Genomic DNA, 22,225 nt, shown 5'->3' with positions numbered 1-22,225 from the left:
CTACTCTCCCCACGCTGGCGGAAACGCCCGCGGCGCCTCCTCGCCATCCGCCTCCCCGCCGAGCCCGAGCTCGGCGAGGAAGCGGGTACTCTCGGTGAACGCCTCGGTGAGGAGGCGCACGGTCTGGTCGAGCTGGGCGCGCTGGTGCGCGGCGGTGATGAAGAAGCGCAGCCGCGACGAGCGGTGCGGCACCGCGGGATGGATGATCGGCAGCGCGTTGACGCCGCGCGCCAGCAGCCTTTCCGACAGGAGCACCGCCTTCAGCGAGTCGCCCACCATGACGGGGATGATCGCGTGGCCCTCGGCCGTGCCGGTGGAAAGGCCGGCGGCCTGCACCGCCTCGATGAAATGGCGGGAATTGGCGCGCAGCGCCGCCACCCGCTCGCCTTCGCGCTCCAGCACATCCAGCGCCGCCAGTGCCGCGCCGGCGGCGGCGGGCGGCAGGCCGACGCTGTAGACGAAGCCGGGTGCCGAGGTCTTCAGCACGTCGATCAGCGCCTGCGGGCCGGCAATATAGCCGCCACAGGAGGCGAGCGACTTGGACAGCGTACCCATCCAGATATCGACCAGCGCGGGATCGAGGCCGGCCTGCTCGGCGATGCCGCGCCCCTTCGCGCCGAGCACGCCGACGCTGTGCGCCTCGTCCACCATCAGCCAGGCGCCGAAGCGCTGCTTCAGCGCCACCAGCCGCGCGAGATCCGGCGTGTCGCCGTCCATCGAATAGAGGCCCTCGACGACGATGAGCGCCCGCCGCGTCCGCGTGGAGGCGGGGGATGAGGCGCGCTCGCTCGCCAGCATCCGTTCCAGCGCGGCGAAGTCGTTATGGGGGAAGGAGCGCCGCGTGGCGCGGGCCAGTTCGGCGCCGACGATGACGCTGTTGTGGATCAGCGCATCGTGGAACACCACGTCGTCCGGGCCGAGCAGGCTGCCAATGGTGGTGACGTTGGCGGCATGGCCGGACACGAACACGACCGCGTCCTCCGCCCCGTGCAGCGCGGCGAGCCGGGCTTCCAGCGCGCGGTGGATCGGCCGTTCGCCGGCCACCACCCGGCTCGCCGAGACGCTGGTGCCGTAAAGCTCCATCGCCTCCCGCGCGGCCCCGCTCACCTGCGGGTGGCCGTTCAGCCCGAGATAATCATAGGAGGCGAAGTTGATCACCTCCCGTCCCTCGATGCGGCTGAGCGCGCCGGCCCGGCCCTCATGCGGGCGGAAGAACGGGTTGGCGATGCCCAGCGCCTCGCCGGTGGCGCGGATGAAGCGCAGTTCCTCGAAGCCGGGAAGCGTCTCGAAGGAGGCGTCGTAGAGCGGGCCCTCTTCGGCGGCCGCTCCCTCGCTCGACGTCGGCCGCTGGCGCATGCGCGCGAGCAGCGCGGCCTTTGCCGCGGCGTCGAGGCGGATGCCGTCATGCACCGTCATCGCAACAGGCTCCCGTCATGCCGGCTCTCCGCGCCGATCCGCGCCCGCAGGGCCGTGACGGCCGGGGCGGTGGGCGCCATCTGCAGGTGTCGGTCGATCAGCCCCGTCTCGTCGACCGGCAGGTGGATGCCGGCCGCGGGCGGCGCCTCGCTCTCCACCCGCGTATCGGGGCGCAGCTTGAGCAGCAGCTTGCCCGCGACATCCTGCAGCGTCGCCCCGGCGCCGAGGCCCAGCACGGGCAGGGCGACCTTGTGGCGGCGCTGCATTTCCATGTCGAGTTCCAGCGCCATGAGCGAATCCATGCCGATATCGCCGAGCGGGCGGGCCGGATCGATCGTATCGGCGGGGAGACGCAGGATGCGGCTCACTTCCTGGGTGAGCAGGCGCAGCACGCTGGCCTGCGCCTCGCTGTCGCTCTGGCCCTCGATCCGCGCGGCGATGCCGTCATCGCCCGCGTCCCCGCTCGCCTCATCGCCCTGGCTGCGCAGCGCGGCGAAGGTCGCTCCCCGCATTACCGCCAGCTCGCGCGCTGCCCGCCAGTCGACCGGCGCATGCACCACCACCGGCGGCGTCGCCGCATCGGCGAGGCACGCCCCGAGATGATCGAGCGCGGCGGCGGCGGTGAGCGTGCCGAGCCCGAGCCGGCGGCTCAGCTTCTGTGAGGTCGCGGCGTCGCGGGCGAGCACGCCCACATCGGCAATCGCGCCCCAGGCCATGGCCAGCGCCGGCCGGCCCTGCGCCCGGCGGCGGCGGGCGAGGCCTTCCAGATAGGCATTCGCCGCGACATAGGCCGACTGGCCGGGATTGCCGACCAGCGTCGTCGCCGACGAGAACAGCACGAAGTAATCGAGATCGAGCCCGGCGGTGGCGGCGTCGAGATGGCGCGCACCCTCCACCTTGGGCGCGAGCACCGCCTCCATCCGATCCCGGTCGAGATCGCGGATCAGCGCGTCGTCCAGCACCATGGCGGTGTGCACGATGCCGGCAAGGCGCCCGTGGCGCGCGCGCAGCCGGGCGATGAGATCGGTGCAGGCCGGCCCGTCGCGCACATCGAGCGGTTCGGCGGTGAAGGTGGCGCCCTCCACCGCCAGCGGCGGCTCGATCACGCCACGGCGGGAGGCGACCACGACATGGCGCGCGCCCTGCGCGGCAAGCCAGCGCGCCGTTTCCCGGCCGAAGCCGCTGGTGCCGCCGACCACGAGATGCACGCCGTCCGGCGCGGCTTTGAAACGGGTTTTCGCCGGCTCCGCGGAGAGGGTGGATGGCGGACGGACGAGGATCTTGCCGACATGGCCGGAGCCCTGCATCAGCCGGAAGGCGCTGCGCGCCGCGTCGGCGGCGAATACGCGATAGGGTAGCGGGCGCAGCGTGCCGGCCGCGAACAGCGCGGCAAGTTCCGCCAGCATGGAACGGATCAGCGCCGGCCGCCCGGCGATCAGCTGGTCCGCGTCGACGCCGAAATAGGTGAGGTTGCGGGCGAACGGGCGCAGCCCGAGGCTGGTATTGGCCACGAAATCGCGCTTGCCCAGCTCGATGAAACGGCCGAACGGCTTCAGCGCGCGCAGCGAAAGCTCCATGCCACGCCCGGCCAGCGAGTTCAGCACCACATCGCAGCCGCCCTCCGCCGCGATCTGCGCGGCGAAGGCGGTGTCGCGGGAATCATGCACGACATCGGCGCCGAACAGCCGCGCCAGCGCCCGCTTCTCCGGGGAACCCGCCGTGGCGATGATGCGCGCGCCGCGCGCCCGGGCGATCTGCAGCGCGGCCAGCCCGACGCCGCCGGCGGCGCCGTGGATCAGCACGCTTTCCCCCGCCGCCAGCCGGGCGCATTCCACAAGGCCGTACCAGGCGGTGAGGAAGGCGACGGGAAGTGTCGCGGCGGCCTCGATCGACATGCCGGCCGGCACGTTCAGCACGGCGGCGGCGGGAATGGTGGCATGGGTTGCAAAGGCGCCGGGCGCGAAGGCGACGATGGCGTCACCCTCCTGGATGCCGGTGACGCCGGGGCCGATGCGGGTGACGGTGCCGCCGCCCTCGAAGCCGAGTGTCGGGCCGGCGAAACCCTGCGCCAGCATGTCGTCGCCGATCAGCCCCTGCGCGAACATCACGTCACGGAAATTGAGCGCCGCCGCGGCCACCGCGATCTCCACCTCGCCCGCGCCGGGCGCGCGGCGGGCCTGCGGCCGCCAGGCCAGCCGGTCGAGCGAGCCGGCTCGTTCCATCACCAGCCGCATCGCCGCGTCCTCGCGTGAGGCCGGTTCCGGCGCGGCGGGGGCGAGCCGCACCGCGTGGAGACCCTCCGGACCGACCACCAGTTCGCGCTCCTGCGGCAGATCGGCGATCGCGCGGGCGAGGTCACCCAGCGCGCTTGTGTCCATCACCGGGGACGCGAGGCCGATCAGCTTGATGGCGAGATCGGGATATTCGTTGCTGGCGGCGCGGCCGAAGGCCCATAGCGCGGCCGTTGCCGGCCCCTCGCCAAGCGCTCCCCCATCAAGCGCTCCCCCATCAAGCGGCGCGCCATCGACCAGCAGGTGCAGCGTCGGCGGCGAGGCGAGCGCACGCAGCGTCTCCAGCAGCCCCCGCGCCTCGTCCATCGCCGTGGCGAGCGAGCCCGCACTCTCCAGGGCCGTCAGGCGGTGGAGGAGATGGCTGTCGGGACCGGCGCGGTCCAGCGCCATGCGGTCGGGATCGATCCGGAGCCCGTCGGCGGTGACGAGACACGCGCGGACCTCGGCATCCAGCAGCGCGGCGAGCGCCTGTTCCAGCGCCGGCCGCGGCGTGTTGGCAGCCGGCGCGGCGGCGAGGAGCGTGACGTCCGTCACCGCCCGCGCGCCGTGCAGCCGGCGCCCGCCGCCGGCCGGGGTGGGTGCGTCGGCCGCCAGCAGGCGCGCGAAGCCGCTCCCGGCAAAGGCGAGGCCGACGAGCGCGCCGCCCGGCCGCAGGGCCGGGCCGAGGCGCCCCGTCCTCTCGCCGGCGGGATCGAGCGGCTGGCGCGGGTCGGCGTGAAGGATAAGGTCGGCCGCCGGCAACGTCGTCTCGTCGCAGAGCGTCATGCCGCTGGACGGGCGGATCCGGTCGGCAAGACGCAGCCGCGCCGCCTCATCCGCCGGCAGCACCTGCAGCGTGATGGCGCCGGCATCGACCAGATCGCGCAGCGCCTCCAGCACGGTGCCGTGCCTCTCGACCAGCAGCACCGCGAGCGGAGCCTCGCCGGGGTGGATGCAGGCCGCTGTCAGCGCGCGCGCGTCCTCGGCGAGCTGCCGGGCGGCGGGCGAGGCGCAGTCCCAGTGCTCGGCGAGGCCGGCGGGATGCGTGATGGTGAGTTCTCCGCGCAGGTGCGCCGCGAGATCCTCCGCGAGACGCGCGCCCAGGGCGAGTTCGGCGGCGCGATCGGGTGCCAGCGTCGCGATCTCGGTAAGCAGCGGTCCGGGCGGGGGCAGGTCGCTGTCCGCCAGCACGTGCCAGTTTCCCTCCGCCGTGCGGCGGGCGAGCCCACCTTCGGCGAGCAGTGCCAGCAGCGCGTTCAGGCTCGCGCGCCGCTCGGGCGCGAGGTGGCCGCCCGTGATGAGCGCCGGCAGGTTGATCGAACCATCGGTCGGTAGATCGTCGCCCGCCAGTTCCTTGCCCGCGATGCCGATCACCGCGCGGTGGGCGATGGAATAGGCCAGCGCGTCGAGCAGCAGCGCGTCGTCGGCGGTGGGGGCCTCCTCGCGGCTGGCGAGGAACGTGTCGATCCGGCCATGGGCCTCACTCCGCGCCGGCCCCAGCTGCACGAGGCTCTGGCGGAAATCGTGTTCGAGCGCGTCCTCGACCGCCAGCGCGACGGCGCGCAGCTCGACGCCTTCCAGACGGGCGACCTCGGCGCCCGCGCCGTCCCGCAGCAGCACGTCGAGAGCCAGCGCGCGCGGGCTGGCGCGGAGCACGGTCAGCGTGGCGTGGGCCGGGGGGCTCGTCCCGCGCAGGGTGAGGGCGGCGAAGCGCACCGGCAGATAGGCCATTCCGCCCGCGGCGGGCAGGGCATCGGCCGCCAGAACGAGGCCGTGCAGGGCGGCGTCCGCCAATGTGGGGGGCAGGATGTAGGGATGGTTCGGCACCGTGGCGGGGGCGAGATCCAGTTCGATCGTCGCCCCGGTGCGGCGCGCGCGGCGGACCAGGCGGAAGGCCGGGCCGTAATCCAGCCCGAGCCGCGCCGCGGCGGCATAGAGCGCTTCCGCGTCGAGCCCGCCATCGGGCCTCTCATCGCCGTCGCGGAGCGGGAGCGGCGTCACCGGTTGCGACGCGGGGGCGTTCGGCTCGGCGATCACGCGGCCGCGGGCGTGGAGCACCCATTCCCCGGCGCCGCGGGGGCGGGCGTGGATGAGCACCCCGCCCTCGCTCTCCAGCCGCACCCGCGTCTCGATGCTCTCGCCGGGGGTGAGCCGGAGCGCGGCGAGAATGTCGAAATCCTCCAGCCGAAGCCACGCACTGCCGAACGCCGCATGGCCTGCCGCCAGCGCCATTTCGGCCAGGCCCGTCGCGGGCACCACGACATGGCCGCCCACCTTGTGATCGGCGAGGAAGGGGCGCGATTCGATATCGATGAGGCCGCGCCACTCGCGGCGCTCACCATCGAGCCGGATGCCGAGCAGCGGGTGATCCTCGACGCCCGCCCCGGTCAGGTCGATCGCCTCCGCCGAGCGCGGCGGGCGGATGGTCTGGCGCTGCCAGGGCGTCCGGGGCAGGTCGATGCGGCCGGGCGCCTGCGCGGGGCCGAACAGTTTTTCCTCGTCCATCGCCGCGCCGCTGGCCAGCGCGGCAAGCAGGGTGCGCTCGATCGGGTCCTCGTCGGCGTTGTCCTTCTCCTGGCCGTCCTTCTCCTGCAGCGAGGCCAGCACTGTTGCCGGCCGGCCGGCATCGGCGAGGATCTCCCGCACGAAGCCGGTGAGCACGGCCTTGGGGCCGATCTCCAGGAAAATGCCGATGCCATTATCCCGTGCCGCCGTGCGGATGGCGCCGTCGAACATCACGGGGTGACGGATATTGTCCCACCAATAGCCGGAATCGAGGGAATCATCGGTGATCGGCCCGCCGGTGACCGCGGAGATGAACGGGAGGACCGGCGCGCGCGGCTTCAGGCCGGCGAGCACCTCGATCATCGGCTCGTAGAGTTCGGACATGCCGGGCGAGTGGAAGGGGTAATCGATGCCGAGCCGCTTGCCCACGATGCCCTGACGCCGCGCCAGACGCAGCACGGCGTCGATGCCCGCCGCCGGCCCGGAAAGGGTGACGCCCTTGGGCGCGTTGAAGGCGGCGATGACCACGTCCGGCTGCCGGGCGGCGCCGATCAGTTCGGCCGCCCGTGTGGGGCTCGCCATCAGGAAGGCCATCAGGCCGGTGCCGCGCGTGCGCCCCTGCAGCCGGCTGCGCCAGTGGATGAGGTGGACGGCGTCCGCGAGGGTGAGGGCGCCGGAAATATGCGCGGCGGCGATTTCGCCGACACTGTGGCCGAGAACCGCCGCGGGGCGGCAGCCAGCTTCCATCAGCACCCGCGCCAGCGCAACCTCGAGCGCGAAGATGAGCGGCTGGGCAATCTCGGTGGCGGCCAGCGTCGCCTCGTCGGGCGGGCGCTGGAAGGCGCCGGCCAGCGACCAGCCGGCCAGCGGCTCGAATCGCGAATCGATCTCCTCGACGCTCGCTCGAAAGGCCGCGCTCGCCTGCCAGGCGGCGCGTCCCATGCCGGCATATTGCCCGCCATTGCCGGTGAAGACGAAGGCGATGCCTGTTCCGGCTCCCGGCATCGTGCCGCGCAGCAGCGCACCCTCGCCCCCATTCCGGGCAATCATGCGCAGCTTCGACGCCGCATGGGGGTCGTTCACCGAGACCGCCAGGCGATGGTCCAGCCGCGCGCGGCCATGCGCGGCGGCGTGGGCGAGGCGCCCGGGCGCCGTTTCGGTTTCCAGCCGCTCGGCATAACGCTCGGCCAGCATCGAGAGGGCGGGCGCGCTATGGGCGGAGATCATCAGCACCCGCGCGGCCGGCGCCGGACCGGGGGCAGGCAATTCGTGCGCCTCGGGCAGGCGGATGACCACATGGGCGTTGGTGCCGCCGAAGCCGAAGGAGGAAATGCCGGCCAGCCGCGCCTCGACCGGCAGCGCGAGTGTCTCGGTGGCGGGGGCGAGGTTGAGTGCGGCGAAGTCGATCTGCGGGTTCAGCGTGTCCAGATGCAGCGAGGCCGGTAATTGTCCGCGCTCCAGCGCGCCCAGCGCCTTGAGCAGGCCGGCAAGTCCGGAGGCCGGTTCGAGATGGCCGATATTGGACTTTACCGAGCCGATCGGGAGAGGCGAGCGGCGGCGCTGGCCCAGAGCCGCGCCGACCGCGCGGGCCTCGGCCGGGTCGCCGACCAGCGTGCCGGTGCCGTGCGCCTCGACGAAGGCGAGCCGGTCGGGGTCGATGTCGCGCGCCGCATAGAGCTCTTCCAGCAGGCGCTGCTGGGCGCGGCTCTCGGGCATGGCGATGCCGAGCGTGCGCCCGTCGGAATTGGTGCCGCTCGCCACCACCACGGCGCGCGGCGTGGCGCCCATGGCGCGTGAACCTTCCAGCCGCCGCAGGATCGTCACCACACCGCCCTCGGCGCGCACATAGCCGTCGGCCTGGCCCGAGAACGGCCGGCAGAGCCCGGTCGGCGAGAGCATGCCGGCCCGCGCGAAGCCGACGAAATTGAACGGGCTCGCCAGCACGTTGACGCCCGCCACCACGGCGGTGTCGATCTCCCCGGTCTCGATCGCCCGCACCGCGCGGTCGAAGGCGACCAGCGAGGACGAGCAGGCCGTGTCGATGGCGAGGCTCGGCCCGGTGAAGCTGAAGACGTGGGAAATGCGGTTGGCGATGATCGACAGCGCGTTGCCGGTGACGAAATGCGCGTCGGCGGCGGCGATGTCGGAGACGAAGTGCAGCGAGTGGTCGAGCGAGGAGGCGCCGACAAAGACGCCGACCGGCGCGTTCACGACCGACGAGAGCGGAATATTGGCATCCTCGAACGCCTCGCGCACCAGTTCCAGCAGCAGCCGCTGCTGCGGGTCGATCTGCTCCGCCTCGCGCGGGGAGAGGCCGAAGGCGCCGGGATCGAAGCCGTAAATGTCGTCCAGCACGCCGGCGGCGAACGTGTAGGTGCGTCCCGCCACCCCGCGGGCCGGATGCAGGAAACGTTCATGTGCCCAGCGATCGGCGGGAATGGCGCTGACGGCGCATTCCCCGCGCGCCAGAAGCGACCAGAACGCGGCCTCGTCGGGCGCGCCCGGCAGCCGGCAGGAACAGCCGATAATGGCCGCGAGACGGCCAGCCTTGCGGGCCGCGCCGTGCGGCGCCTGATCCTGCGGCGCCTGTGGGGAAGCGGACGGCAGGGGAGCGCCCGCACCATGAACGAAACTATCCAAACGACACCTCATTTGGCTGCGCCGGACGTCGAGGTCCGGCTGTGCAGCGGCTCATCCGCCGCGCGCTGGCGCGCCATCGCGGAGGCGACGGCGCGCGGGCGCCCCGAGAGCGTCCTACGATTGCGATGTCGCCACCGGCGCGGACGGCGCGATCGTGTTCGCCGTCTCCTCGAGCTTGCGACGGCTGCGCTCGATCCGCTCGGCGATCTCGACCGAAATCGCCTGCGTCCAGTTGGTGAAGTCGTATTTGCGCAGCACGCGCTCCTGGCCGGCGCGGGCGCGCATGGCCCTGAGGTCGCCGTCTTCCGCCGCCTGATACATGGCGCGCGCGGCGGCCTCGACATCGGGAATGCCCCACTGGCCGATATAGCCGCGGCTGGCGAGCGATTCCGGCGGCGCCGGGGTCTGCTGCACGGGAACGAGGAAGGCGGTCTGCTCGTCGCAGAAATCCTGCGAGCCGGAATAGTCGGAGACGATCACCGCCTTGTCCGCGAACATCGCGTCGGCGATCACGTAGCCGAAGCCCTCCGAGCGGTGCAGCGACACCATGGCGTCGACCGTCCACAGCAGCGTCCAGTATTCCTCCGGGGTCAGGTTGCCTTCGAGAATGCTGATCCGGTCGTCGCCGGCGATCCGCTCCTCGATTTCCTCCCAGTATGAATCGATGTTGCTCCAGTGGCCGGGCGTGACCTCGCGGATCTTGATGACGAGCCGCACGTTGAGGTCGCTGCCATCGAATGCCCGCTGGAACGCCTTGACCACGTCGAGCGGGTTCTTGCGCACGATGGAGGAGCCGAACTCGGCGGCGGTGAGGAAGATGAACTCCGAGGGGTCCTGCCGGAAACGGTCGAGGAAGGGGGTATAGGCCAGCGGCGCGTGCAGCCCCTTGTCCACCACCTTGACCGGCACCGAGGTGATCTTGGCGTAGGCATCCGCGACATAGTTGCTGGGCGCCCAGATCTCGTCGACGGTCAGCGCGCCCAGCGTGTGGTTGGCCGGCGGCCGGTCGCTCTCCCAGAGATAGAAGCCGATGATGTGGGCGTCCTCGCAGATGCCGGCGAAGCGGGCGATCATCTCCGGCGCGCGGTCGGCATTGATGCAGAGCAGCACCACGCGGGCGCGCACGCCGATGGCCGGATCATAGCCGGTCTCGGGGTTGAGGCAGGCGCCGTCATCGGCGTTGAACACCAGCGGGTTGAAGCCCGACAGCGCCTCGGTGAACATGGCGAGGTTGCGCCCCACGCCTGTCGTGTTGGCATAGCCGATGATCACGAGGTCGCGGCGCGGCACCTCGTCCTCAATGACGGCCGGCGTCGCCTCGATCCGCCCGGTGGCGGACAGCACCGAGAGCTGCGGCGTGCGGGCGTAGACGTCGCTGCGCAGCCGCTCGCTCCAGAAATCCGCCCCGCGCTCGGCGATGGCCAGTTCGGGAGTGGGCGTGTCGGCGATGATCGAGATCAGCGCGAGGTCGAAGCGGGTGAAGGCGGAGGTGCCGCCGGCCCCCCAATAGGCGCGCCAGATATGCGGGGCGAAGGACAGGCGGTCGGGCTGGGTGACGTCGAGCGCGACCTCCTTGAAGCTGGTGAGGCGGACGAAGCCCTCCTCGCGCATGCGGCTGCCGAGCCCCTGGTCCTCCAGCAGGAAGAGCCAGTACCAGCTCCAGGGCAGTTCCCGGTTGCGGTACATGTCGGCCGGGGCCGAGAGCGAGCGCCGCAGGCCTTCCGAGACCAGCTTCACGTTGTTCTTGTCGGAGATATAGGGCGCGGTGGCGAACTTGTACTGCACCAGCCGCAAGCCATCGTCCGTGAAGATGTCGACATGCGGGTAATGCCGCCGCCAGAAGGCGAACAGCGTCAGGCTGATTTCGTGCTTCATCACGCGCCGGTTCATGACCGGTTCGCTGAGCAGCGCGTGGATCTCGTCGGTGAGGCAGAAAACCTGCCGCTTGTACCAGTCCTCGAAGACGTCGGAGACGATCCAGTTGGCCACCGACTGGCCGCCCGAGAGCTTGCCCTGCAGGCCGAGGCGGTCCGCCATGTAGCGCGTATAGGTCGAGGCACGCCACCGCGCCGGCGGCTCGTCGGAGGTCTCCAGCCGCCGCGTCACGTTGGGAATCTCGTGCCACACCAGATGGTGCAGGCGCCCCGCGCGAGCGCTGTCGGCGATGCCGATGATGAAGTTGGCGAGATCCTCGCGGGTCTCGGCGTCGGCCCAGTAGTCCTGCGCGTCGAAGGCGGGGGCCGCGGCGCCCGCGCCGTCGATGGTGAGGCGTATCTGCCGGTGCCCGGCGAGCAGGTAGCCGGTGGGGTGTATCGGCATGAGCGCCTCCGGGGAGGTCGTGCGTTCGAACACGGTCGCCCCGTCCACCACCAGGCGCAGCGTTACCGGCTTCAGCAGGTCGGCCCGGTTGAAGCCCCAGGCGATGCACTGTCCGCCCTCGACGAAGACGCCGCCGACGATGTGTTCGTCATTTGCAATTCGTAAGTAATTGTGGCGCGAATCAGCCAGCTTCCATGCACTCTGAAGTTGATCTTCGGGCCTGCTGTCATCGCCGCTCGCATGACGCTCGCGCAGGTTCTCGGCCAGTGAAGCGAAGCTTGTCTGGCCGAAATCGCGCCCTGTCTGACGTCCGAAGGCTTCGAGATTCATGAGCCACCCGTTTCCTTGGTGGGCGATCTGGCGCGGGAACAGTCTCCGAGTTCAGCCAGATCGCCTTTAGATATTTCGCGAGATGTGCATTGCAGCATCAAAAGCGAAGCGATGTCTAGATGCTATTTTATGTAGTATTTCGTCAATACCTCGCGGAAATGGTATTTTAAGACCATTGTTTTCAAGTAATTGCACTCTAAAATATTAATGTATCGAATTTCGAATGAATTCGATATCGATATAAGATCAAAAAATGATCGGTTGTTGGCCCGTATAGACTCACCACAATGGGGCAACAACGTGGATTTTCGATTGGTTTGCAAAAGGTTCTATAGAAATTTTGTATCGCCCCATTGGGTGGCACCGCGCAGAATGCGCCGTCTGCCGCATCGCAGCATGGCTGCGCAGGTGGCGCGCGCCCGACGCGTAGCCGACATGCGAGCGATGCTGGCGGGAAGGCGGGCGGTTCTGCGCAGGGAGCGGATCCCTGCCGCAAGCGGCGTTCCGGATGCAGGGGATGCGCCCGCGAGCATTCAACTCCCGCGAGGTCCGGAAGTTTCAAAAACAGTAAATAGTTGTGGTGGAGTGGACAGAGGCGAAGAAAATGATCATTCTACTATTCACGCGGCGCCGAATGTGAGGCGATGCGACGTAGATATTTTGAAATTGCTTTAAATTCGTGAGGTAGTATGAAGGCACCGCTGGACGCCATCGTACAGGCCGAGGGCGAGGTGAGACTCGGCTGGGCCGGTTCGACCACCCTCATGGACTATCTGAATTTCGAGGATGCCCTCAGCCCGGTGATGACGGCGATGGTCGGGGGGGTCCCGGTGCGGCGCGTGCCGGCCAAGTCCCGCTCGGTCCGCATGTCGGCGATCGGGGCGATCGGCCACACGTTCGAGGGCGGCGAGGTGCATGTGTGGGGCACCGGCTGCTCGCCCTGGCGAAACCCCTCGGCCCCGGTCGACCGGCGCGTCGCCTTCGCGCCCACGGGCCATGACGGCATCGTGCTGCATGCCACGAGCGGGCCGGTGGCCGAGCGGCTGATGAGCAATGGCGGGCCGCGGCCCGGCGTCTATGGCGATCCGGCCTGGCTGCTGCCGCGCTTCTATCGTCCGCGCATCCGCAAGAAGTGGAAGCTGGGCGTCATCCTGCACCTGTCCGAACTGGTCGACCGCTCTTACGAGGCGCGGCCGCAACCCGCTTTCGTGCGCTATCGCATTCCCGAGGCGTTCCAGGGCGATGTCCATCTCATCACCACCGTCACGCCGCTTGGCGTGCCCGCGCTGAAGGCCAAGCTGGACGAGATCCTCGCCTGCGAGCGGATCGTCTCGATGAGCATGCACGGGCTGGTCGTCGCCGAGGCCTATGGCATTCCCTGCCTGTATTTTCCCCCGCTGTCGGAGCCGCGCGGCCTCGGCCGGCTGGATCTGGATCCGGACGGGCCGGCGGACCTGCGCATGGTGGATCTCTATCTCGGCCTCGGGCGGCGGCACGTGCCCGCCTATTTCCAGGACCGCGGCCTGCCGACCGACTGGCAGGCGGTGATGGATGCGGTGGACCGCTCCTGGGAGCCGGCGCATTTCGAGGCCGACCGGCTGATCGAGACCTTTCCCTTCTCGCCGTCGCCGCTCAAGGCGCCATCGGGCCGGAGCATCTGGGATCATCCGGTCGTGAAGGGGCTGGTGCTGCAGCATGACGTGGCGCTGCTGCGCCAGCAGGACCGCGACGAGGAAGGGGCCCCGATGGTCGAGGCCAGTTCGAACGAGGCACAGTCGAGCGCGACATCCGCCGCTGTTACGGCGCCGGCTAAGGAGTTGAACGGGATGCGGACCGGCGAAACGGTGATACGTCTGGCGGCCTCGCAGCGGGTGCCGGCTGTCGTGGCGGAGGTGAAGGGCGGCTCGCGGGCCATGTCGCCCGAGGTTGCCACCCTGCTGCGCATGAATGCGGACCGAATTTCCATTCCCCTGTCCTGGGCGGCGACGACGCGTGAATCGCCGCACGCCAATCTCGGGGATACGCTGAGCGCGCTGATCGTGGCGGGCATGGCGGGCGTTACCGTGCGGCGCGCCGGCTTCGACCAGCCCATCGAGCGCATGGTGGCGGTGGGCACGATCGGCCATAACCAGCGCAACGGCGTGCTGCATTTCTGGGGCACCGGGGTCGATGCCGAGCGCAACCCGGTTGATCCGCTGGTGCGCGGCTATGTGCGCCCCTCCGATACCGATTTCCATATCCACGCGCTGCGCGGCCCCAACAGCGCCCGCACATTGCGCGCCGCCGGCATGCAGGTGCCGGACGTGTTCGGCGATCCGGTGTGGATGCTGCCGCGATTCTGGCCGATGAAGGACGTGGAGAAGACGCACGATCTCGGCGTCATCCTCCACATCACCGAGCTGGAGGACCGCACGCCCGAGGCGCTGGTGAAGCCCACGCTGAAACGCTACGGCATCCCCGACGACTTCAAGGGCCGCATCCGCCTCATCAACACCCATTGCCCGCCGACCCCGGAGGGCATGAAGGCCAAGGTGGCGGAAATCGTTTCCTGCCGCGCCATCGTCTCCACCAGCCTGCACGGGCTCGTGCTCTCGGAGACCTACGGCATCCCCTGCGCGTGGTTCGCCACCTATGGCGATGGCGAGGGGCGCATGCTGGAACTCGGCAACCCGCAGCATCAGATCGACCATCGCATGCGCGATTTCTATTCCGGCGTCGGGCGCAGCACCCTGTCCTCCTATTGCCTCGACCGCTCCCGCGCCACCGACTGGAACGCCGTGCTGGCCTGGGTGCATGGCAAGTGGCAACCCCTGATCTATGATGACGGCCCGCTGATCCGCGCCTTCCCCATGCCGCTCGCGGTGTCGCCGGAGGCGACCTCCTGGGCATTGCCGCCGGAAATCGTCGACAGGATCGACTATTGAGCCGCGCGGCGGTGAACCGCGTCGAAAGGCCCGACGCCGCCTTCGAGAGGATGGGGCTGCAGGGGGCGGGGCTGCGTGTCGATGCGGCGAGTGACACCCCCGCTGTCGCCGCGCCGGGTCTGGCCGGCCGCTGCTTCCTGTTCCTGCAGGGCCCGGCCTCGCCCTTTGCCTACCGGCTCGCGCAGGCGCTGCGCCGGCGCGGCGCGCGCATCGTCAAGGTGCATCTATGCGGCGGCGATCTGGTATTCTGGCCGGGTCGCGCGCGGCTCTATCGCGGGCGGCTGGAGGATTGGCCGGCTTATGTCGCGCGGCTCATGGCCGAGCAGGGCGTGAGCGATCTCGTGCTGTTCGGCGATTGCCGGCCCTATCATGTGCCGGCCGTATCCGCCGCGCGGGTGCGCGGCATCGGGCTGCATCTGCTGGAGGAAGGCTATTTCCGCCCTGGCTGGATCACCCGTGAGCGCCATGGCGTGAATGCCCATTCCGATTTGCCGCGCACGCCGGAGCGCCTGCGCGCGGCGGCCGGCGAGACCCCCGAGCCGGTGCGCCCGCGCGGGGCGGTGAGCGAGCCTTTCGCCCGCCGCGCCGCCTGGGATGTCGCCTGGCACGCCGGCCATGCCGCGCTGGCGCCGTTCTTCGCGCGCTACCAGCGGCACACGCTGGTGCACCCGATGGTGGATTATGCGGGCTGGCTGGTGCGCTGGTTCAATGCCGCCGCCGCCCGCGAGCGCGACCGTCTGGCGCAGGCGGCGCTGGTCGGGCGCGCGACCTATTTCCTGCTGCCGCTGCAACTGGAAGGCGACTTCCAGATGCGCGTCCATTCCAGCTTCGGCTCGGTGGAGGAGGTGGCGCAACGGGTGCTGGCTTCCTTCGCCGCGACAGCGCCGAAAGCCGCCCGCCTCGTGGTGAAGCGGCATCCCTATGATACGCGCCTGCCGGCCACGCGCCACATGATCGCGCGCCTCATCGACGCGCACGGGCTCAAGGGGCGCGTGCTGTTCCTCGAAAATGGCGACATCGATACGCTGGTGGCGCGCAGCGCCGGGGTGGTGCTGGTCAATTCGACCACGGCGATCGCCGCGCTCCGGCATGGCCGGCCGCTCAAGGTTCTCGGTCGCGCCACCTACGACATGCCGGGCCTTGCCCATCAGGGCGCGCTCGATGCCTTCTGGACCGCGCCGCCGCCGCCCGATCCCGCGCTTGTGCGGGCCTATTGCCGGGTCGTGCTGGCACGCACGCAGATTGCCGGCGGCTTCTTCGCGCCGGAATCGATCGCGCAGGCGGTCGAGGGCCTCGTCGCCCGCATGGCCACCGAGGATCGCGTGGCGGAAGATCGGGCGGCACAGGATGAAGCGGCCGATGACCGGATGGCCGGTGACCGGATGACCGGGGAGGCGCAGCCGGCATGAGCGCGCGCCACATCCTCATCACCGGCGCGTCCAGCGGCCTCGGCGCCGCGCTGGCCCGCCACTATGCCGCGCCGGCCATCGCGCTGGTTCTCATCGCCCGCGATGCGGCGCGGCTGGAGCGGGTGGCGCTGGAATGCCGCGCGCGCGGGGCCACGGTCCGCGTCGTGCCGATGGACGTGCGCGCGAGCGAGGCGCTCGCGCCACTCATTGCCGAGATCGACGCGCGCACGCCGATCGACACCGTCATCGCCAATGCCGGCGTCGAGGCGAGCCTCGGTCGCGAGGGGCAGGCGGAGCGGCTTGACGAGGTGCTGGCGCAGATCCGCACCAATTTCGAGGGCGCGGTGGCGACGGTGCTGCCGCTCATAGACCCGATGCGCGCGCGCGGGACCGGGCGCGTGGTGCTGGTCGCCTCGCTGGCGGGGCGCATGCCGCTGCCGGACCAGCCGACCTATAGCGCCACCAAGGCCGGCCTCATTGCCTTTGGCGAGGCACTCCGCCCGGTGCTGGCGGCCGCGGGCGTGCGCCTCACGCTGGCCTGTCCCGGCTTCATTTCCACCGGCATGAGCCGCGATTATCGCGGCTGGCGCCCGCTGGAATGGAGCGCGGAACGGGCCGCGGCCGCCATCGCCCATGCCAGCGATCGCGGGGCGCGCTCCATCGCGTTTCCGTGGCCGCTGGTCGCCCTCATCGGGCTCGGGCGCTGCGTGCCGGCGATGGTGCGGGACGCCGTGCTGCAACGGTTCTTCGCGGCAAATATTCGGCCGGTTGATGCCGCCTCAACACCCGATGGCGTGCCTATAGCAAAATAGACGCAAGGTATCATTTTGCGTATTGAGTGATTTTTCTTCGAAATTGAGAAATAATAGCTAACAAATATTGGAGTAATTTCAAAAACGACATTTGTGTTGACGTATTTTGTCTCGTGTATACTATCTCGCAAGTGCGAAGTGCCGGTATATGATCAAGTCGATCTACCGAACATCACCTTCCCCCATGTGAGGAGAGCAATCGATGGCCGCTGGCTCCAAGATCGTCCCTGTCATTCTCGCGGGTGGATCCGGCACCCGGCTCTGGCCGATCTCGCGCGATTCCCTGCCCAAGCAGTTCCTGCCGCTCTCGACCTCGGGCGCGACGCTCTATCAGGACACGTTGCAGCGCGTCGCGCCGGGCGAGACGTTCGCCTCGCCGATCATCGTGACCAATGAGGAATTCCGCTTCTTCGCCCAGCGCCAGGCGCGCGACATCGGCATCGAGCCGACCGTGCTGCTGGAGCCGGCGCGGCGCGATTCGGCGCCCGCCCTGCTGGCGGCGACGCTGCTCGCCCAGCGCCTGCACGGAACGGAGGCGACACTGCTGGTGCTCGCGGCCGACCACGTCATCGGCGACACGTTCGCGTTTCACGAGGCCTGCCGCAAGGCGGTCGGTGCCGCCGATCTCGGCCATATCGTCACCTTCGGCATCACGCCGACCGAGCCGCGCACCTCCTATGGCTATATACGCCGCGGCGCCGCGCTGAACGGGGGTACAGCCGCCCTTGTCGAGGCCTTCGCCGAGAAGCCGAGCGTCGAGAAGGCGCGCGACTATATCGAAGCCGGCTATCTCTGGAACTCGGGCAATTTCCTGTTCCCCGCGCATGTGATGCTGGAGGAGGCCGAGAGCTTCGAGCCCGAGATCGTCGACGCGGTGCGCCGCGCCCTCGGCAATGCCAAGAGCGACCTCGGCTTCTGCCGGCTGGGTGCCGATTTCCACGCCGCCCCGAGCCTGTCGATCGACTATGCCGTGCTGGAGCGCACCAGCCGCGCCGCCGTGGTCGAGGGCAGCTTCCCCTGGTCCGATGTCGGCAGCTGGAACGCGATGCGCGAGATCGCCGAGACGGACGCGTCCGGCAATGCCCAGCGCGGCCCGGTGCGGATGATCGACACCGAGAATTGCTATGTCCATTCCGACGGGCCGCTGATCGCGGCGATCGGCGTGAGCGGCCTCTCGATCGTCGCGACGGGCGATGCCGTGCTGGTCATGCCGTCCGAGCGTTCCGAGGAGGTCAAGCACCTCGTCTCCGCGCTCAAGGCCGAGCGGCGCAACGAGGCCCATGAGCACCCGCGGATGCACCGCCCCTGGGGCAGCTACGAGACCATCAATCTCGGTGGCCGCTTCCGGGTGAAGAAGATCATCGTCGATCCCGGCGAGCGCCTTTCGCTGCAGAAGCACCACCACCGCTCGGAACACTGGATCGTCGTGCACGGCACGGCCGAGGTCACGGTGAACGAGAAGGTGTTCATGCTGCAGGAAAACGAATCGACCTACATCCCGCTCGGCGCGGTCCATCGCCTGACCAATCCGGGACGCATCCCGCTCGAACTCATCGAGGTGCAGGTCGGCTCCTATCTCGGCGAGGACGACATCGTGCGCCTCGACGACGTGTATAACCGCGTTCCGGCCGCTGTGGCCGTCGCGCTGACCTGATCAACAGAAGAAGGAACAGCGACGTGCTCCAGCAACCTTCGCTGCGCAGGCAACCTTCGCTGCGCGAGATCGTCCGCGACACCGGCGTCGTGCCGCTGTCCTGGGTGGCCGCCACGCGGGTGCAGAACTACCTGAACCTGGGCGACGCCCTTTCCCCGGTGATGGTGGCCCTGCTTTCGGGCAAGCCCATCATCCACCAGGCGCATGATGCCGCCAGCATCCGCATGTCGGCGGTCGGCACCATCGCGCAGAACCTCAAGGGCGGCGACATCAGCGTGTGGGGCACGGGCTCGTCCCGCTATCTGAATACCGGCGGCGAGGGCGAGCGCATCCCCTTCGTGCCCGATCCGGCGACCCGCTACCGCGTGCACGCCACGCGCGGGCCGGTCAGCCGCGCCATCCTCGGCGAGGCGAACGCGGTCGGCGCGCCGGTCTTCGGCGATCCGGTCTGGGCGCTGCCGCGCTTCTACAATCCCACGCTGGAGAAGAAATACGAGGTCGGCGTCATCGTCCATCTCTCCGATCTGGCCGACCGCTCGCTCGATGCCAAGCCGCGCGAGACCTATGACCGCTACCATATCCCGCCGGAACTGGCCGGCAGCGTGCGCATCATCAACACGCTGACCGAGATCAGCGCCGCCTCGATGCGCGCCAAGCTGGACGAGATCCTGTCCTGCAAGCGGCTCGTTTCCACCAGCCTGCACGGCATGGTGTTCGCCGAGAGCTATGGCATTCCCTGCCTCTATTTCGCTCCGCGCGGCGCGCCGGACGGGCTGATCGGCCGCGTCATGGATCCCGATGACGGCTTCGACCTGCGCATCACCGATCTCTATCTCGGCATGGGCATTCCGCGCATTCCCGTCTATGTGCAGCGCCGCAACAAGCGAACCGACTGGGAGCACCTGATCTGGTCGATCGATACCGCGTGGAAGCCGGTGGAGTTCGATATCGATCCGCTCATCGACGCGCTGCCGATCGATGTCGCCCCGATCGCCGCGCCAAAGGGCCAAACCATCTTCGAGCACCCGCTGATCCGCGACATTCCCTACGCCCATGGCGGCGGCGCGCCGCAGCGCGGGCGGGTTGCTGAGGTCCATGCGGTTGCGGGGTGACGAGGAAGGGCTTGGCGCGCCGCCAGTGGAAGGGCTTGGCGCGCCGCCGGTGATGGAGGGCCGCGCCGGCGGGCGCGGCAGCGTCCTGATCGATGGCTACAACCTCGCTTTGGAGGCGGGTACCGGCGTCGCCACCTATGCCCGCAACCTCAGTTTCGCCTGCGGCGCGCTCGGCTATCGGACGGAGATTCTCTACGGCACGCGCGCCGCGCCCAGCGCCGACCCCCTGCTGCGCGAAATCTCCTTCTTCGACCCGAATGTCGGCTCGCCGTCCTTCCTGCTGGAGGTCGGCCGGCGGCTGGCGCAGCTCTGCACCTCGCCCATGGGCATCCGCGCGCGCGACGTGCCCTTGTCCGGCCGGGTGATCAGCCGCTCCTTCCAGTCGCGGCTGCCCCATTACGACCGTATCTGGAACGCGCCCGAACTGTTCTCGCGCAGCTACTGGCATTTCCGCGCCTACCAGCACTTCCTCACGGTGAGCGGGGTGACGCGGCCGGACCTGATGCACTGGACCTACCCGCTGCCCATCCGCCTGCCGGGCACGCGCAACATCTACACGCTGCACGACCTGGTGCCGCTGCGCCTGCCCTTCACCACGCTCGACAACAAGAAGTTCTACAAGCGCATGATCGAGGGCGTGCTGAAGCGCGCCGATCACATCGTCACCGTCTCGGAGGCGTCCAAGCGCGACATTGTCGATCTGTTCGGCTACCCCGAGGAGAAGATCACCAATACTTATCAGGCGGTGTCGATCCCGAGGAAATACGCCGACAAGAGCGATGATCTGGTGCGCGAGGAAGTCGAGGGCGCCTTCGGCCTTCCCTACAAGGGTTATTTCCTGTTCTTCGGCGCGATCGAGCCGAAGAAGAACATTTCCCGCCTCATCGAGGCCTATCTCGCCTCGCAGGTCAGCGAACCGCTGGTGCTGCTGGGCAAGACGGCGTGGAAGGCGGGCGAGGAACTGCGCTTCCTCAACGAGGGCTCGAACCGCTATCTCGAACAGCTGGACAACCTCACCTTCGTGCGCGACCGCGTGCGGCGCTTCGACTATGCGCCGTTCCCCCTGCTGGTGAGCCTGATCCGTGGCGCCAAGGCGCTGGTGTTTCCCTCGCTCTATGAGGGGTTCGGCCTGCCGGTGCTGGAGGCGATGTCGCTCGGCACGCCGGTCATCAGTTCCAATACCGCCTCGATCCCGGAAGTGGCGGGCAACGCCGCGCTGCTGGTCGATCCTTACGACCCCCGCGCCATCGCCGATGCCATCAAGACCCTGTCGGTCGATGCGGACCTGCGCACCGCGCTGTCCGGGCGCGGGCGGGCGCAGGCCGCACTGTTCTCGGAAGAGCGCTATCGCGCGCGGCTGTCGGCGCTCTACGACCGTCTCATTCCCGAGCCGGCGACGCGGCGCTGAGGCGGGAGACACGCATGTGCGGGTTTGCGCGCGCGTCCGCTCACGCGGTCTCTTCCTCCACCTGCGTCTCGGTCAGCTGCGCCACGCCGCCATTGAGTCGCTCGGCCGCGATATAGCCGAGCGACACCGCGATGAGGCACAGCGCCACCGACAGGACGATGTTGAGCATCGCCCGTCCCGGCGCGCCGGCGCGGATGAGTTCCAGCGTCTGGAAGCTGAACGAGGAAAAGGTGGTGAACCCGCCGCAGATGCCGACCATGACGCCGATGCGCCACAGCTCGGGCGCGGGATAACGCCCGTGCGCGATGGTGAGCGTGGCGAAGAAGGAGATGACGAACGAGCCGACGATATTGATGAGCAGCGTGCCCCAGGGCAGGTCGCGGCTGTAGGGTGCCATCAGCAGCGCGATCCAGAAGCGCGCCACGCTGCCGATCGCGCCGCCCGCTGCCACACAAAGCGTCGCCTGGATCATTCCGCTCATTCCCATGTGCCTGCCTGCGTGCCTGCCTGCCGGGGGACGGCACGTCCCCTTCCGCTGATTCACACCCTTAAGCTGTCTCCCTTCAAGCGGGATGACGATAATCCGTTGGCTTAAGGGACAAGATGCGGGCCGGTGAGGAGGCGGGCAAGACGACGGGCGGTTGGCGTGCCGGGCGTTCCGAGATCGGCAATGATGCTCATATGGTCGGCGCCTTCCATGGTCGATCGCTCGGCCATCAGGCCGGCACCGGCGAGATGGGCCGCGAACGCGTCCGCCTGTGCGTGGAACGGGGGCGTCTCGTGCTCCCCGACCAGCAATTCGACCCGCGGATCGACACGCGGCCCCGTCCCATAGACGCGGCCGAGTGGGCTGAAGCGGGCGACTTCCGCGTCGGTGAGGGCGATCAGATCTTTCAGGAACGAGGCCTGCAGCGGGGCGAGGTCATAGAGGCCGCTCAGCAGCAGCACGCCATCGAGGGCCGCCGGCTGGCGGTCGTCGAACAGAAGCGCGGCCAGATGCGCGCCGGCCGAATGGCCGCTGACCGTCAGCCGGGCCGGATCGCCGCCGTGCTCGCCAATATGCCGGGCGATCCAGTCCCGCGCGCGGCGGACCTGCCCGACCACGGTTTCCATCCGCACGGCGGGCATCAGCGCATAGTCGATGATCACCGCGATGGCGCCCGCCTGCGTCACCGTCTCGGCGACGAAGGAGAAGTCCTCCTTGGCGAACATCCGCCAGTAGCCGCCATGGATGAACAGGTGGACCGCGCCGCTCGCGCCCTGCGGCGGGAAGAACAGGTCGAGCCGCTCGGCCGGGGAGGGGCCATAGGCAAGGTCCGCGCGCATGCGCAGCCGCGCCCGCGTGGCCGTGCTGCGGGTGGCATAGGCGGCCACGTGCCGGTCGAAATCGGGCACGTGGTCGCGGGTGCGGAACGGATCGACCATG

At 69.4% G+C, this 22,225-nt stretch carries 11 protein-coding genes; 6 read left to right on the top strand and 5 right to left on the bottom strand.

The window, feature by feature from the left end; all coding sequences use genetic code 11:
- From QOZ99_RS17055 to QOZ99_RS17045, 3 genes are all read right to left on the bottom strand, one after another.
- Positions 1-1,416, bottom strand: a complete 1,416-nt coding sequence (locus tag QOZ99_RS17055) for an aminotransferase class I/II-fold pyridoxal phosphate-dependent enzyme (RefSeq protein WP_306891205.1) — start codon at positions 1,414-1,416, stop codon at positions 1-3.
- Positions 1,413-8,831, bottom strand: coding sequence for a type I polyketide synthase (locus tag QOZ99_RS17050; protein WP_306891204.1), 7,419 nt, complete (start codon positions 8,829-8,831; stop codon positions 1,413-1,415). The genes QOZ99_RS17055 and QOZ99_RS17050 overlap by 4 nt, the downstream gene beginning before the upstream one ends.
- A gap of 114 nt (positions 8,832-8,945) precedes the next feature.
- Complete coding sequence (locus QOZ99_RS17045) at positions 8,946-11,480, bottom strand: glycosyltransferase (RefSeq protein WP_306891203.1); 2,535 nt, start codon at positions 11,478-11,480, stop codon at positions 8,946-8,948.
- 689 nt (positions 11,481-12,169) lie between these two features.
- Between QOZ99_RS17045 and QOZ99_RS17040 the strand changes: the two genes are divergently transcribed.
- The 6 genes from QOZ99_RS17040 to QOZ99_RS17015 all read left to right on the top strand — a co-directional run bounded on the left by QOZ99_RS17040 (position 12,170) and on the right by QOZ99_RS17015 (position 20,799).
- A complete protein-coding gene (locus tag QOZ99_RS17040; RefSeq protein WP_306891202.1) occupies positions 12,170-14,404 on the top strand; it encodes a polysaccharide pyruvyl transferase family protein in 2,235 nt (744 codons plus the stop codon).
- The gene (locus tag QOZ99_RS17035) at positions 14,401-15,813 is read left to right on the top strand and encodes a capsule polysaccharide biogenesis protein (protein WP_306891201.1); all 1,413 of its coding nucleotides are present in this window, start codon (positions 14,401-14,403) and stop codon (positions 15,811-15,813) included. The genes QOZ99_RS17040 and QOZ99_RS17035 overlap by 4 nt, the downstream gene beginning before the upstream one ends.
- Entirely contained in the window at positions 15,810-16,625 is an 816-nt protein-coding gene (locus QOZ99_RS17030; RefSeq protein WP_306891200.1) for an SDR family NAD(P)-dependent oxidoreductase, read from the top strand. The genes QOZ99_RS17035 and QOZ99_RS17030 overlap by 4 nt, the downstream gene beginning before the upstream one ends.
- Before the next feature lie 202 nt (positions 16,626-16,827).
- Positions 16,828-18,279 carry a mannose-1-phosphate guanylyltransferase/mannose-6-phosphate isomerase gene (locus QOZ99_RS17025; RefSeq protein ID WP_306891199.1) on the top strand — a complete coding sequence of 484 codons (1,452 nt, stop codon included), beginning with the start codon at positions 16,828-16,830 and terminating at the stop codon, positions 18,277-18,279.
- Positions 18,280-18,302: 23 nt separating this feature from the next.
- The gene (locus QOZ99_RS17020) at positions 18,303-19,391 is read left to right on the top strand and encodes a polysaccharide pyruvyl transferase family protein (protein WP_306891198.1); all 1,089 of its coding nucleotides are present in this window, start codon (positions 18,303-18,305) and stop codon (positions 19,389-19,391) included.
- A complete protein-coding gene (locus tag QOZ99_RS17015) occupies positions 19,375-20,799 on the top strand; it encodes a glycosyltransferase family 4 protein (protein ID WP_306891197.1) in 1,425 nt (474 codons plus the stop codon). Before QOZ99_RS17020 ends, QOZ99_RS17015 begins: the two co-directional genes overlap by 17 nt.
- A gap of 40 nt (positions 20,800-20,839) precedes the next feature.
- On the opposite strand, the gene crcB is transcribed toward QOZ99_RS17015, so the two are convergent.
- Positions 20,840-21,268, bottom strand: coding sequence for a fluoride efflux transporter CrcB (crcB, locus tag QOZ99_RS17010; protein ID WP_370876879.1), 429 nt, complete (start codon positions 21,266-21,268; stop codon positions 20,840-20,842).
- Between the two features lie 122 nt (positions 21,269-21,390).
- On the bottom strand, positions 21,391-22,224 hold the full coding sequence (locus tag QOZ99_RS17005) for an alpha/beta hydrolase (RefSeq protein ID WP_306891196.1): 834 nt from the start codon (positions 22,222-22,224) through the stop codon (positions 21,391-21,393).
- Position 22,225 lies beyond the last annotated feature (1 nt).

It is taken from the genome of Ancylobacter amanitiformis (genome assembly GCF_030814815.1).
Taxonomy (GTDB): Bacteria; Pseudomonadota; Alphaproteobacteria; order Rhizobiales; family Xanthobacteraceae; genus Ancylobacter; species Ancylobacter amanitiformis.
The sequence above is the reverse complement of the archived record's forward strand: the minus strand, read 5'-3'. Positions and strand labels throughout refer to the sequence as shown.